The following is a 14,716-nucleotide window of genomic DNA, read 5'->3' on the forward strand; positions in this document are numbered from 1 at the left end:
GCATGATCTCGCGCTTCTTCATCGAGCGGCCGGTCCTGGCCAACGTGCTGGCCCTGGTCATGGTGCTGATCGGCGCGGTGTCGCTCTTCAACCTGCCGGTGTCGCAGTATCCCAACGTCGTGCCGCCGACGGTCCAGGTCACCACCCGCTACCCGGGTGCGAGCGCCCGCACGGTGGTCGACACGGTGGCGCTCCCGATCGAGCAGCAGGTCAACGGCGTCGAGGGCATGCTCTACATGCAGTCGACCAGCGCGAGCGACGGCACCTACACCCTCACGGTCACCTTCGCGATCGGGACGGACGGCGATCAGGCCCAGGTGCTGGTGCAGAACCGGGTCGCGATCGCGATGTCGTCGCTGCCGCAGGCGGTCCAGGTCCAGGGCGTCACGACCCAGAAGAAATCCACCGCGGTCCTGCAATTCGTCACACTGTCGGCCAGCGACGGGAAGTTCGACAGCCTGTTCCTGTCGAATTACGGCGTCATCAACGTGCAGAACGAGCTGGCCCGGCTGCCCGGCGTCGGCAACGTCACGGTCTTCGGCGCCGGCCAGTACGCGATGCGGATCTGGCTGGATCCCGACCTTGTGCAGGCCCGGGGCCTCACCCCCGACGCCATCATCAACATCGTGCAGCAGCAGAGCCAGGAGGTCACCGCGGGCGCCGTGGGGATGCCGCCGGTCCCGGCCGGCCAGGACTTCCAGTACACGCTCAACGTCAACGGGCGGCTCAACAGCGCCCCGGACTTCGAGAACATCGTCGTCAAGGCGGACGCGCAGGACGGCGGCCGCATCACCCGCTTGCGCGACGTCGGCCGCGTCGAGCTCGGCGCGCAGACCTACAGCCAGTCGTTCACGCTGAACGGGCAGCCCGCCGCCGGCATCGGCATCTACCAGCTGCCCGAGGCGAACGCGTTGACGGTGGCGAACGCGGTCCGCACTCGGATGGCCGAGCTCGCGAAGACCTTCCCGTCGGGCCTCGTCTACGCCATCCCGTTCGACACGACGGAGTTCGTGCAGGCCTCGATCCACGAGGTCTACATGACGCTGTTCGAGGCGGCCGTCCTGGTCCTGATCGTCATCCTGGTCTTCGTCCAGGACTGGCGCGCCATGCTGGTGCCGGCGACGACGGTGCCGGTGACGATCATCGGCGCCTTCGCCGCCATGGCGGCGATGGGCTTCAGCGTGAACCTCTCGACGCTGTTCGCGATCGTGCTGGCCATCGGCATCGTGGTGGACGACGCCATCGTGATCGTCGAGGGGGTCTCCCACCACATCGACGAGGGCCTCTCGCCCCGGGCGGCGGCCGAGAAGGCGATGGAGGAGCTGTTCGGCCCGATCATCGGCATCACCCTGGTGCTCATGTCGGTGTTCGTGCCGGCCGCGTTCCTGCCCGGCCTGACCGGGCAGCTCTACAAGCAGTTCGCCCTGGTGATCGCCGCCACTGCGCTGATCAGCGCGATCAATGCCGCCACCCTGAAGCCGACCCAGTGCGCCCTGTGGCTGCGCAAGCCGGTGCCGCCGGAGAAGCGGAACGTGTTCTACCGCGGCTTCAACCGCGTCTACGGGGTCCTCGAGGGCTGGTACGCCCGGCTGATCGCCACCATGGTCCGGCGCAGCCGCCTCATGGTCGCCGTGGCGCTCCTGCTGATCGGGCTCGCCGGATGGGGGCTGACCCGCCTGCCGACCGCCTTCCTGCCCACCGAGGACCAGGGCTACGTCCTGATCGGCGCACAGCTGCCGGACGGGGCCTCGAAGGAGCGCACCGACGCGGTGATGCAGCGGATCAGCGTCCAGGCGAAGGCGACGCCGGGCGTCGACAACGTGCTCTCGATCAGCGGGATCTCGGTCCTCGATTCGAGCGCCAGCCTGCCCAATGCCGGCGTCGCCTACGTGGTTCTCAAGAACTGGGATGTCCGGGCCAAGGAGAGGGGCCAGGATCTGCGCAGCCTCTACGAGCGCTTCAACACGATGCTGGCGGGCGTCGAGGACGCCGAGACCTTCGTGCTGATCCCGCCGCCGATCCAGGGCATCGGCAACGCCAGCGGCTTCACCATGCAGATCGAGCTGCGCAACGGCGACTTCGACTACCCCCTGCTGGAGAGCCTCGCCCGGACGGTCGTCGCCGACGGGAACTCGCAATCCGGGCTGCGGAAGCTCAACACCTCGTTCCGGGCCGGCGTGCCGCAGATCGCGATCGCGGTGGACCGGGTCAAGGCCGAGGCCCTCGGCGTGACGGTCGGGCAGGTCTTCTCGACCCTCTCGAGCTACGTCGGGTCGTCCTACGTCACGCAGTTCAACAAGTTCGGCCGGACCTTCCAGGTCTACGTGCAGGCCGCGCCCGATTACCGGCTCCGCCCCGAGGACGTCGAGAACCTGAAGGTGCGCGCCGGCAACGGCGTGATGGTGCCGCTCGGCACCGTCGTGGAGATCAAGTCCGTGCAGGGCCCGTCCCTGATCAGCCTGTACAACCTCTACCCGACGGCGACGATCGTGGGCGGGGCGGCGCCGGGCTTCAGCTCCGGGCAGGCGCTGGACCTGATGCAGCAGATCGCCGCCAAGGTGCTGCCGCCGGGCACGGGCTACGACTGGACGGCGATGTCGTACCAGGAGAAGGCGGTCGGCGCGCAGATCTACCTCGTGTTCGCGCTGGCCATCCTCCTCGTCTACCTGGTCCTGGCCGGCCAGTACGAGAGCTGGATCCTGCCGCTGGCGGTCCTGCTCGGCGTGCCGCTGGCGCTGCTGGGCACGGTCGGGGCGCTGCTGCTGCTCGGCGTCGCCAACAACCTCTACACGCAGATCGGCCTGATCCTGCTGATCGCGCTGGCGAGCAAGAACGCCATCCTGATCGTCGAGGTCGCCCGCGAGAAGCGGCAGGCCGGACTCGACATCGCGGCCGCCGCCGTGGAGGCGGCGCGGCTGCGCTTCCGCCCGATCCTGATGACCTCGTTCGCCTTCATCCTCGGCGTGCTGCCGCTCGTCACCGCCTCCGGGGCCGGGGCCGCGGCGCGCAAGTCGATCGGCATCACGGTGTTCAGCGGCATGCTCGCCTCGACCTGCCTGGCGGTGCTGTTCGTGCCGTCCTTCTACGTGATCCTGCAGCGGATCGAGGAGCGCCGCGCGCGCCGGGGGCAGCCCGGGCCTGTCGCGTCCCCGCCCCCGGCCGGGACAACCCCCGAGACCGGACCGGCGTGAGCCGGAGCGCGGACGCGGCGCGGTTCCGCCCCGCGCCGCCGTCACCGCGCGACGCCGTTCCCTCCGACGCGCGGCGCCGGATCCGCGACCGGACCTCCGGAGACCACGCGTCCGGCATGCTCGACCGTTGACGGCCTTACATCGCCCACCCTATTAGATATAGCATTAGCTATAATGATGGGTCAGGGCTATGACGCACACCGGCGCTCCGCGTCGCTTCTCGGCTCTAGGATCGGTCCTGTGCGGCCTCGCCGCGGCGCTCGGGTTGGCCGCGGGGCTCTGGATGGCCGCAGCGCTCGGGCCGGCACTGGCCCAGTCCCTGCCCACAGCCGCCGAGAACCTGACGCCGGGCGACCTCGACAGCGAGCATCTGTTCGGCTTCACCGAGGGGAGCGACCTCGGCGTTCCCGGGGAGGCGGAGCTGGAATGGGAGACGAGCGGGCGACTCGGCCGGCGCGTCGCCCGCTTCCTGACCGTGGACAGTTCCCTGGCCCTGAAGGTGCCGCTGACCAACGATTTCCGCCTGGCCCCGGGCGTCACCTTCAACGCCTACGACATCGGCGCGCCGGGCACCCCGGCCCGGACCACGGGCGGCTTCAACGGCGGCTTCCTCGAGACCCGGGTGCGCCTGATGGATCGCCGGACGGCCCCCCTCGGCCTGACCCTCAACATCGTGCCGGGCTACGGAACCGTCGACAGCGGGACGGGCGTGCCGGCGCGCAGCTTCGCCACCGAGATCGGCCTGCTGGCGGATCGCGAGATCATCCCCGGCAAGCTGATCGCCGCCGTCAATGTCGGCTTCGCGCTCTCGACGACGCGGCTGACCGTGATGGACGCGCCCGTGCGCGGATCGGGGATCGAGGTGGCGGGGGCGCTGGCCTACTGCGTCCGGCCCGGCCTCTTCCTCGGCGGCGAGGCACGCTATGCCCGGACCTACGACGGCTTGGCGCTCGACCGGTTCGCGGGCGAGGCCGTGTATCTCGGACCGACCGCCTACATGACCCTGTCACCCCAGGCCTGGGCCTCGTTCACCTGGAGCTTCCAGGTCGCCGGGCAGGCGACGGGCGAGCCCGGCCCGCTCGACCTGTCGAGCTTCGACCGCCATCAGATGCGGTTGCGCGTCGGGTACAGCTTCTGATCGCGGCCCTGTCGCCGCACCGCGGCCTGCGAGCCTCAGGGTGGGCGGACAGGCGCCGAGAACGCGACCCTGGTGGAGCAGTCGAGGGACCGAACCGCCCGTGCCGACGGGCGGTGAGCCTGCCGTGGATGTCGGCTGAAGCGGCCCGGTCGCGACGAGAAGTGGGACTGGCTGCCCCGGAGCCGGTCTTCCGGAAGGACTATTACATGCCGAACATGTTCGCAGTCGGAGCATGCAACGTGAAGGCATGACCCTCATCAATCCAGCCGCTTCCGGCGTGACCTTGCTCGATGTAGCTGATCTCATCGGCGCTGGAAGCGTAGTAGTGCCGTCCGCTCTCGGTGTTGACGAACCGCTCGACGGTCAACGCATGCGATCCCGCGGCGGTCGAACTCGCGTAGGCGTCGAACGCAACACCGTCATAGTTGTAGCCGGAACCGTCCGAGAGAAGCCCGTCGCGCTCCGCGGTGCTGGTCGTGTAGAAGTGGTCGCCGGTCGTCGGGTTGGTGAATCGAAAGACGTCAGCCGTGGCAGACGATGACACTGGCGCGGCCCAGCCGACGCCCTGATAGGCGTAGCCCGACGGGGTGCTCTCAAGCTGCGCGCGTTCTGCAGCGCTTGCCGTGTAGAAATGCCGTCCTGAGGCGGCGTCGTAGAAGTGAAAAACCGGCTCAAGCGCCGCGGCGCCCGGACTGGCCTGATAAGCCCGCATGTAGTCAATATTCATCTGCGCGGGAAATGGCGTCGACGCGTCGGCGTCGCCCGGCCAAGAGCCGCCGACGGCGAGATTCGCGATCATGTACATGGGCTTGTCCAGACCGGCCGGCGTCGGCGTACGATAGATCTCCTGTCCGTCGAAGTAGAAGGTCAGCGTGTCCGGTTGCCAGTCAACGCCGTAGGTGTGGTAGCCGCCGCTCATGTCGGCGACTGCGGAGATCCCCTGGCTCATCGTGTGGTTGCCGGGTGTCTGGCCGGGCGCCAGGCTGTGCACCGTGGTGTAGAGCGTGCCGGGATCGTGCCCGAGCATCTCCATCACGTCGATCTCGGGCGGCCAGGAACCGTCCGCCGGGAGCAGCCAGAACGCCGGCCAGAAGCCCTGACCGGCGGGCAGTTCGGCCCGCATCTCGAAATAGCCGTAGGTCTGGCTGAAACTGTGGAAGGTATTGACCATTCCCGACGTGTAGGGCTGATCCCCCAGATCCTGGATCAGAGACGGATCCGACGGCGCGGCTGTGATGGTGAGGATGCCGTCGTGGACGCGGAACGGGTTCGGGAGCGCGCTGCCGTCGGGTTGATCGGCGCGGACATACCATTGCTGCTCCTGATTGAAGGGCCGCGTCCCGGTCGACGTGACGTGGATGCTCCACTGCGGGCCGCCGGACGTGTCGAGACCCGAAGTGCCGTCCCAGAGCGGCAGCGTGTTGAAGTCCTGGCTGTAGGTGAGTGTCGCCGTCTGGGCGAGATTCCTCGGATCAATGGCCACGGATCACCTGCCCATTCGTGCCACGCACTGAAGTGGCCGCGCCGCACGATACAATCATAAGCTGCATCGGAAAACAGGGCGCCTGGGTTCCGACGATGATTGCCGGGCACGGTCTGGTCGATGGCACGACGCGCGGGATGCCGCCGTCGATCCGAGCAGATCGATACGGAGGAGCCGATCGACAGCGAATATTTGAAAGTATATCCCGTAATCCTCCGAGATTTTAGGATTACAACGAGCATTGCCATTCTGGCTGATTTTATATACAAAATACTAATACAAATGATAGTCGAGCACGTCATTTCTGCGACGCATATTGCTGTCCGCGACCGAAGCGCGACGCGGTTGGACCTCCTCCCTCGGCGGTGTCGTGACCGGCCGCACGCAGCAACGGCAGGCCGCAGGCTCGGTATTCTTTACCGACGCTCGGGTCTGCAACCCATAATTGTACTGCCGGTTACGCATCAAAACCGGAGGTGCCCATGTCGTCGTCCCCTCTCGCCGCGCTCAACCCGTCGTCACGCTCGCTCGAGTGGCTGGTCGGGTCCAGCGCGCTACTGTCTTCCACCGCACTGTCGACCGGCCAATTGACGAGTCTCGGTCCGATTACCTCGCTCATCGAGAGTGCCGTCGACGTCGGTGCGGCGGACGAGGGCGGATCACTGCTTCCCGGCGCGCTGGCCGATACCGCGAACCAGATCGTCCTCGACACCCATGCGCAGCTCGAGAACGCGGGTCATCAGGTCGCGGCGCTGAACGGCCCGCTCCACGGTCTGACCAATCTCGGCGAGACGGTCGGGCTCGGTCATATCGGCGAGGCCGGCAACCTGATCACGGACCTGACGGGCGCCGTCGCCAACCCGACCGATGCCGGCAGCGTCGTCCCGGTGTTGAACGATGCCGGGCAGGTCGCCGAGGCTGCCGGAACCTTGCTGAATACTGTCACGGCCCTGCCCGTGGCCGGCAACGGCCTTGTCGGCTCCGGCGGCACGCTCGCGCCGGCGGTGGGGATTCTCAACCAAGCCGTCCTCGACCTGCACACGACGCTGGAGGATGTCGGCCATCAGGTCCCCGTGCTCAACGCGCCGATCCACGCCCTCACCGGCCTCGGCGAGACGGTCGGCCTCGGTCGCATCGGCGAGGCGGGCAACCTCCTGACCGACACGCTCGCCGTGCCGGGATCGCTCCTCACTGGCGGCGGCCTCGGCTCGGCCACGCCGGTCCTCGCGGATCTCGGTTCCATCCTCGAAGCGACCGACACGCTGATCACCTCCGTCACCGGGGCCGCGACGGCCGGCGGGCTGCTCGCGTCGGGCGGCCTTCTCGCCCCGGTCGCGAATCTCGCGAACACCGCCGTCCTCGACGTCCACATGACCCTCGAGAATCTCGGGCACGAGGTCCCGCTGCTGAACGGCGCTGTCCACGGCCTGACCAATCTCGGCGAGACCCTCGGACTCGGCCATCTGGCCGAGGGCGGAAACCTGCTGACCGACGCCGCGGCCCTGCCCGGTGCCCTGCTGGGCGGCCAGGGGCTCGGCGCATTGTCCCCGATCCTCGGCGATGTCGGTGCGGTGGCCGGTGCGGCCGGCGGACTGCTCGGCGGCGTCACCGGCATCGTCGGCGACCTGGGGGGAGCGGGCGCGCCGGGCGCGGGCAGTCTCCTCACCCCCGTCACCGCCGCGGTGGATGGTCTGCTCGGCACCGTGACCGGCGGCGCTCCGGACGGAACCGGCACCCTGCTCGGGCCGAACGCGCCGCTGCAGCCGGTGGGCGCTGTCGCCAACACGCTGATCGACACCGTCCACGGGGCGCTGGAGCAGGTCGGACACGACGTACCGCTCCTCAACGACCCGCTCCACGCGGTGATCGCGCTGGGCAACACGGTCGGACTGGGGGAACTCGGCGACAGCCACAACCTGCTCACCGACACCATCAACCTGCCCGGCGCGATCCTGACCGGGAACGCGCCCGGAGGCGTGGCGCAGGTCGTCGACGACCTCGGGCACGTGGCGGGCGCGCTGGGCGGCGTCGTCGGCTCGGCGACCGGCCTCCTCGACTCGGCCGGCGGCGGTCTCGGATCCGGCCTGCCGGGCGGCGGTCTCCTGGCACCGGTCACCTCCGCCCTCGGCGGCTTGACGGGGGACCAGGGTGCCGGAGCCCTCGACGGTCTCCTGGGCGGCCTGGACGGAGGCCCGGGTTCCGGCGCGGCCGGCGCGCTGCTCGGGACGAACGCGCCGCTGCAGCCGGTCGGAGACGTCGCCAACACGCTGATCGACGGCGTCCATGCGGCCCTGGAACAGGTCGGCCACGATGTGCCGGTCCTGAACGATCCGCTCCACGCCGTGATCAATCTCGGAACCACGGTCGGCCTGGGGGAGCTCGGCGGGTCGAGCAACCTCGTGACCGATGTCGTCAACCTGCCGGGCGCGGTCCTGAACGGCGACGGAGGCCCCGCGGTGACGCAGGTCGCGAGCGATCTCGGGTCCGTGACGGAGGCGGCCGGCGGCGTCGTGGGCTCGGTGGCGGGGATCCTTCCCGCGGCCGGCGGGGACGGCCACCAGGCGGGCTCCCCGGTCGACGGCGTCGTCGCGACCGTGACCACGGTCATGGGCGGGGGCGAGACCGGTGGGGCGGGCAGCGCCGTCGGCAACCTGCTCGGCACGCTCACCGGCGGCACGTCGGGTGAGCCGGGAGCCGAGACCCACCCGTTGATCGACGTGTCGGCGGGCCCGACGACCTCGACGCCGGTGGCGGACGTCGCCGTGCTCACGCCCGCCGCCGATCCGGCCCACACCGTCGACGTGAGCGCGGTCGCGGTGAGCGCCGATCAGCCGAGTCTGGCCACGGCGAACCTGCTCAGCGGCGACAGCATCCACCTGCCGCAGACGGGCGGCGGTGCCGACTCCCTCGTCGGCCACCTCGTGGACGCGGTGTCGGGGACCTCCGCCGCGCCGGCCGAGGCGGGCGCCTCCCAGGGCGTGAGCGTCGATCTCGGCGGCCACACCGAAGTCCAGCACACGGACCCGACACCCCACACGGCCACGAGCGGCCTGCACCTGCTCGGCCTGTGAAACGCGGCCCCCGCCGCCGACGCGGCGGGGGCTTCCGCGACGCCGGGGCCCGACCCGCTTCGGCCCGAACCGCTCCGCTGACGTGCCAAGCCGAGGGATCGACCTGTGACCGATGAACGCGTGTTGCGTGTCGCGAAGCGGCGCGAGTTCTGGTCCGCCGTCAGGGCCGGGCGCACGTGCCTGATCACCGTGATGATCGTCAGCGGTCTGATCAATCTGCTGATGCTCACGGCCCCGATCTTCATGCTGCAGGTCTACGACCGGGTGCTGCCGAGCCGGAGCATCGCGACGCTCGTTGGTCTCGCCGGCATCACGCTGATGCTGCTCGTGATCCAGAGCGTCTTCGAGATCTTCCGTGCCCGGATCCTGGCGCGCTTCGCGCGCCTCGTCGACGAGCGCCTCGGTCCGCGGATCTTCCGGACCCTCCTGGTCCGCGGCGCCGAGATGCCGCGCAGCGATGACGGGCCCCAGGCCCTGCGCGATCTCGACACCGTCCGCGGCTTCGTGTCGAGCATGGCGGTCAGCGCCTTCTTCGACCTGCCCTGGGTGCCGCTCTACGTCGCGGTCTGCTTCCTGTTCCATCCCTGGCTCGGCGCGGCGGTGGCCGGGGGCGCCCTGTTCCTGTGCGTGCTGACGATCCTCACGGACTGGGCCTCGTCCACGTCCACCCAGGAGGCCGTCCGAACGGCCGGTGAGCGCCGGTCCTTCACCGACATGGCGCACCGGACGGCACCGCTGCTCTCGGCGCTCGGGATGCGGTCCCGCATCGCGGAGCTCTGGCAGGTCCGGGCCCGGCGGAACCTCGACGTCGCGGCGTACGGGAACGACCTGACCATCGGCTTCGGCACGACGGCGCGCCTGCTGCGCACGGTGCTGCAATCCGGCATCCTCGGCCTGGGCGCCTTCCTCGTGGTGCGCGAGGAGGCGACGGCCGGCGTGATGCTGGCCGCCACGATCCTGTCCGCGCGCGCCCTCGCCCCGGTCGACCTGGCGATCGCCAACTGGAAGTCGTTCTCGGGCGCCCGGCAGGCCTGGGGCCGCCTCGTCGCGTTCCTGCCCCGGCGGGATCCCGCCGCCCTCACGCCGCTCCCGGCGCCGCGGGAGAGCGTGCGCGTGACGGCCCTGTCGATCGCGGCGCCCGGGACCGACACCCTGGTGCTCCACGACGTCAACGTCGCCCTCGCGCCCGGAAGCGCCCTCGGGGTGATCGGGGCCAGCGGCTCCGGCAAGTCCACCTTCGCCCGTGCCCTCGTCGGGCTGGCGCGCCCGAACCGCGGCGTGATCCGCCTCGACGGCGCGGCGATCGATCAGTGGGATCCCGATGCCCTCGGGCGCGCGGTCGGCTACCTGCCGCAGGACATCGAGATGTTCGACGGCACGATCACCGAGAACATCACGCGCTTCGATCCCGAGCCCAACCCCGAGGCCCTGCTGGCGGCTGCCCGGGCCGCCGGCGTGCACGAGGTCGTGCTCCGGCTGCCGGGCGGCTACGACGCCCGCGTCGGTACCGGCGGCCTGGGCCTCTCCGGGGGTCAGCGGCAGCGGATCGCGCTCGCGCGGGCGCTGTACGGCGATCCGTTCCTCGTGGTCCTCGACGAGCCGAACTCGAATCTCGACGTCGACGGCGATCGCGCCCTGTCCGCCGCCGTGCAGGGCGTGCGCGCCCGCGGCGGCATCGTCGTGGTGATCGCGCACCGGCCGAGCGCGCTGGCGGCGGTCGATCGCATCCTGGTCCTCGGGGACGGGCGCGTGCAGCTGCACGGCCCGCGCGACGAAGTTCTGTCGAAGCTGAACGCCCTGACGCGGCAGACGCCCACGAGGGTCGCATGACGACGGATCGCACGCCCGACGGGCCGGCTACGGATCCGACATACGAGACGCGCCGCTCCTTGCGGCGGCACGTCGCCGGCGTCGCCGCCGTGATCGTGGTCGCCACGGGCGCGGGGGCCTGGACGGCGGCGACGGAATTGTCCGGCGCCATCATCGCCACGGGCTCGCTGGTGGTCGAGAGCAACATCAAGAAGGTCCAGCATCCGACCGGCGGCGTCGTCGCCGAACTGCCGGTTCAGGAGGGCGCGCGCGTCCAGGCGGGCGACCTGCTGGTCCGCCTGGACGCGACCACCGCCAAGGCCACCTACGACAGCGTCACCAAGAGCCTGTGGGAGATCGCGGCGCGCAACGCCCGGCTGGAGGCCGAACGCGACGGCCGCGCGAGCCTCGCCATCGCCCCCGAGCTCGAGGGAGCCGGACCGGATGTGGCCCGGATCGTCGACGGCGAGCGCAAGCTGTTCCGCTTCCGACAGGACGCGCTCCAGGGCCAGAAGGCGCAGCTCCGCGAGCGGGTCGGGCAGCTGAACGAGGAGATCAAAGGCCTGTCCGAGCAGGCCGCCGCGAAGGAGCAGGAGACCGCGATCATCGGGCGGGAGTACGAGGGTGTCGAGGATCTCTGGCGGAAGAACCTCATCCAGCTGACCCGGCTCACGAGCCTCCAGCGCGACATGTCCCGCCTGAAAGGCGAGCGCGGCGTCCTCGTCGCCAACATCGCGCAGACCAAGGGCAAGGTCTCGGAGACCGAGCTGCAGATCATCCAACTCGAGCAGAATCTCCGCAGCGACGTCGCGAAGGAGCTGGCCGAGAACCGCGCCAAGGCGGCGACGCTGACCGAGCAGCGGATCACGGCCTTCGACCAGCTGCAGCGCATCGAGATCCGCGCGCCGCAGACCGGCTACGTGCACGAACTCGCGGTCCACACCCGCGGCGGTGTGATCTCCCCGGGCGAGCCGATCATGCTGATCGTGCCGACCGCGGATTCCCTCGTCGCGGAGGTTCGTGTGGCGCCGCAGGACATCGACCGGTTGCAGACCGGTCAGGCCGCGGGGTTGCGCTTCCCGAGCTTCGACCAGCGGACGATACCCGAACTCAACGCGCGCGTGACCCGGATCGCGGCGGATGTGAGCGAGGACAAGCGGACCGGCAGCTTCTACTACCTCGTTCGCCTGGGCGTGACGAAGGAGGAGATGAAGCGACTGGACGGGGCCAAGTTGATGCCCGGCATGCCGGTGGAGGCCTTCATCCGCACGGCAGATCGAACGGTGCTGTCCTACCTCACCAAGCCGCTCGTCGATCAAGCCCGGCGGGCGTTCCGGGAGAAGTGAGATCCGCCCGGTCGCCCGCATGGACGGTCACGGAACCTGCGGAGATCGCGGAGCCGATCCCTACAGGACCGACTGTGTCGCGCTCGGCGAGACGCCGGTCCGAGCACGGGGAAGCACCGGCCAACGCACGTCCGCCTTCGCGGGCGGCGCGCATGCGAGAAGCCATTCCGCTTCCACCCGCTGCATTTGTTCAACGCGGGCTGTGGAGCTTCATCGCCTGGCGGCGGACGCACTGGGCAGGGGGCCACGGTGCGGAGGCGTGGGGTCACGAAGCCTCACAACGAGCACGGCTGCGAGCGCGGCGGTGACCGCGAGAATCGCGATCGTCGTGAGTCGGTCAGGCGGTCTCCGCTTCATGGCCACGTCTTAGCAGCTGCGCCTGCTCCTCGCAGGATGCGGACCTGACACGCCCCGACGCGCCCGGCTCCGATCGGGCGCCGGCCGGCGCCGTGCCGATCCCGGTGCACATGGCTCGGCGCTGCGACCTTCTCCGATCCTGCTACCGGTTGGTGTCAGACGCCCGCGGCCCGATGGGTTCGCAGGAGACGAACAGGCTCACGAACCAGAACAGGGTCATGGCGGCGATCGCCGCCGCGGTCCCGAACAAGGGGCTGACGATCAGCGCGGCCAGCACGCCATGCTTCCACATCAGGGTAATCGCGATGAGCCAGCCGAGGCTCGCGGCGATAGATACCCGGATGATGCAGCATTCGGATGCCTGCATCACAACCTCCAAGTTCCATATACAACGCATACGTGCATGAAACGGTGATGGTTCAATGTGGCAAACTGCTGGGTTCGCGAGGGATCAGCTGCTCGGCACTGCCGAGCCGGGGCCGACGGCCCCTTCTCACGCGCGCGACAGCGGGTGAGAAAATTCGGCATCCTCCACGTTCGATCGTCCGTCACACGAAGTGCGGCGGCAGGATCATGACCTGGGCGTGCACGACGAGACTGAACGCCATGGCGGCCGTCACGACGGCGTCGACGAGACGGTTCGTCAGGGTGATCGGCTTGGTCATCGTGGCCCCGTCAGCTCGGCTGTTCCGAGGCGGCCTTATGGTCAAGCTGGATGTCGCGAGGATTGCTCCGATTGTTGCATGAGCCTGGCAGGATCGACCTGCGCCAGCCGGGGCGCTCGGATTCCGGTCTCCCGCTTCGCGACGACGCTCTCATCGCGGTCCTTCGCGAGAGGCCGACCGCCGGGACGTCAGCCAAGCCCTGCCGCATCCGGAGCAGGCGGAAGGAGCGGTCTGCCGCTCAGCACCGACGCGGGCCTCGCGCCCAGCAGCGTACGCAGCTTCCGCGGGTCTTCCGTGTCTTCGGTCTTCGGGTATCGGGCGTTCTCCGTGTTGAGGAGGTCCACAGCCCGCTTCAGAGCAGGTCCGGGGGCGGCACGGACCATGAGGTGGCGAGGTTCGAGGCCGGCGATGCGCTGCTGAGACCCGCGCCAGCCTCACCTTGGGTCGCGGCGAGGGTCGCACGCCGCCGCTGAGGCTAGAACGCGTTACCGGTCACCCTGTCGGGCGCCGCTATCCTGCTGTGTTCACAGGCCCATCGGCAGGTGGGCAACGCAACGGCGGGTGCTGCTCAGGTTCTGCGTAATCCGAACCCGAGGCGCCGGGGGATTTCCCGTTGAGGTGACGCTGATCCGACATATACCACTTTTAGTTGCATTGGCCATCTGGAAGAGGGGGCGGCGCGTCAGATGTCGGAAGCCATCCTTGCACGCGATCAACGGACGGAGTGGTTGCCCAGAAGCCGGCTCGGTCTCCTCATTTTCGTGCCGGGCGCACTGCTGTGGATCTCGATCGTCCTCTGCATGCTGCCGATCACAGTACTCGCATTCCCTGCGGAATGGATGTTCAAGAACAGGCCGAACCTCCATGCGACAGCCGTGATGATTCTCGTGTGCCTCGGCGCAGCCAATGTCGTGATCGCTCCGGCGACCGTGCTCTACCTCCTGTATGCCTGACTGGCGGGCGGGCTATGTGCTCCGCCGCAGGAACCAAGCTTGCGGACATCGACTCGGTACGCTGATGCGACGGTGAATCATGGCTCACATCGAGACAGTGTCGGTTCAGGATCAATCCATGCGTCCCTGGATGGATCGCTTCCTCACGATGATCATGGTCGCGGGCGGCGTGGCGACGGTGGTGTGGATCGCCGCGATGCTGGTGGTCGGCTGGCAAATGGCCGTCGTGCTGATGGGCCTGAGTGCAGTCTGACAGGCGTCCCTGCCTGAGGGTTGCCGCCACTGCTTCCGAGCCGCCCCTTCCGCGACGGAGTGCGGGACCGCGGGCGCCCGATGGCGAAGCTGAGCGGGGTCAGCCTCCACCGCCGCCACCTCCCCCTGTTCCGGGTCCGCCGAGATTGCCGTCCTTGTTCGGCGTGTTCCAGTGGATGATCCCGTCGCCGGCGGGACGCGGCGCGGTATTGGGCGGTCGCGGGAAAGCGAAGGGGGAGAACGCAGTCGCGCCGCGCGGGGCGGGGCTGCTCGCTCGAGAACGCCGCGCGACAGCTTCGGTGCTCACGAAGCCCGCAAGCGCGACAACGAGCCACCTGATCGCCGCGCTATGCATGATCGACTTGCCTCGCGCTGAGGTGCGCCACCGAGCGGCGACGGCTGTGCGCAGGGTAGCAGGATCGCTGCGCTTTCGCAGCGGCAACCCATGTCC

Annotated in this window: 9 protein-coding genes; 7 read left to right on the forward strand and 2 right to left on the reverse strand. The window is 69.3% G+C overall.

Annotated features, from left to right (window positions below):
- Positions 1 to 2 precede the first annotated feature (2 nt).
- Both H288_RS0102855 and H288_RS0102860 read left to right on the forward strand, forming a co-directional pair.
- Positions 3 to 3,191 (forward strand): multidrug efflux RND transporter permease subunit, encoded by a 3,189-nt coding sequence (locus H288_RS0102855; RefSeq protein ID WP_020091083.1) that lies wholly within the window; start codon positions 3 to 5, stop codon positions 3,189 to 3,191.
- 190 nt (positions 3,192 to 3,381) lie between these two features.
- Complete coding sequence (locus H288_RS0102860) at positions 3,382 to 4,329, forward strand: hypothetical protein (protein ID WP_026604612.1); 948 nt, start codon at positions 3,382 to 3,384, stop codon at positions 4,327 to 4,329.
- 202 nt (positions 4,330 to 4,531) lie between these two features.
- Here H288_RS0102860 and H288_RS0102865 read toward each other — a convergent pair whose 3' ends face one another.
- On the reverse strand, positions 4,532 to 5,812 hold the full coding sequence (locus H288_RS0102865) for a family 16 glycosylhydrolase (RefSeq protein ID WP_020091085.1): 1,281 nt from the start codon (positions 5,810 to 5,812) through the stop codon (positions 4,532 to 4,534).
- A 482-nt stretch (positions 5,813 to 6,294) separates the two neighbouring features.
- Between H288_RS0102865 and H288_RS0102870 the strand changes: the two genes are divergently transcribed.
- The 3 genes from H288_RS0102870 to H288_RS0102880 all read left to right on the forward strand — a co-directional run bounded on the left by H288_RS0102870 (position 6,295) and on the right by H288_RS0102880 (position 12,038).
- Positions 6,295 to 8,883: a hypothetical protein gene (locus H288_RS0102870; RefSeq protein WP_026604613.1), complete on the forward strand. Its 2,589-nt coding sequence runs from the start codon at positions 6,295 to 6,297 to the stop codon at positions 8,881 to 8,883.
- Positions 8,884 to 8,988: 105 nt separating this feature from the next.
- On the forward strand, positions 8,989 to 10,713 hold the full coding sequence (locus H288_RS0102875) for a type I secretion system permease/ATPase (RefSeq protein ID WP_020091088.1): 1,725 nt from the start codon (positions 8,989 to 8,991) through the stop codon (positions 10,711 to 10,713).
- Positions 10,710 to 12,038 (forward strand): HlyD family type I secretion periplasmic adaptor subunit, encoded by a 1,329-nt coding sequence (locus tag H288_RS0102880; RefSeq protein WP_020091089.1) that lies wholly within the window; start codon positions 10,710 to 10,712, stop codon positions 12,036 to 12,038. The genes H288_RS0102875 and H288_RS0102880 overlap by 4 nt, the downstream gene beginning before the upstream one ends.
- Positions 12,039 to 12,537: 499 nt before the next feature.
- Here the strand turns inward: H288_RS0102880 and H288_RS0102885 are convergent, their stop codons facing one another.
- On the reverse strand, positions 12,538 to 12,762 hold the full coding sequence (locus H288_RS0102885) for a hypothetical protein (protein WP_020091090.1): 225 nt from the start codon (positions 12,760 to 12,762) through the stop codon (positions 12,538 to 12,540).
- A gap of 984 nt (positions 12,763 to 13,746) precedes the next feature.
- On the opposite strand from H288_RS0102885, the gene H288_RS0102895 reads away from it, so the two are divergent.
- Together H288_RS0102895 and H288_RS35535 are read left to right on the forward strand one after the other, a co-directional pair.
- Positions 13,747 to 14,013 carry a hypothetical protein gene (locus H288_RS0102895; RefSeq protein WP_020091092.1) on the forward strand — a complete coding sequence of 89 codons (267 nt, stop codon included), beginning with the start codon at positions 13,747 to 13,749 and terminating at the stop codon, positions 14,011 to 14,013.
- Positions 14,014 to 14,092: 79 nt separating this feature from the next.
- Entirely contained in the window at positions 14,093 to 14,266 is a 174-nt protein-coding gene (locus tag H288_RS35535) for a hypothetical protein (protein ID WP_165923179.1), read from the forward strand.
- Positions 14,267 to 14,716 lie beyond the last annotated feature (450 nt).

The organism is Methylobacterium sp. 285MFTsu5.1 (assembly GCF_000383455.1).
Classification (GTDB): Bacteria; Pseudomonadota; Alphaproteobacteria; order Rhizobiales; family Beijerinckiaceae; genus Methylobacterium.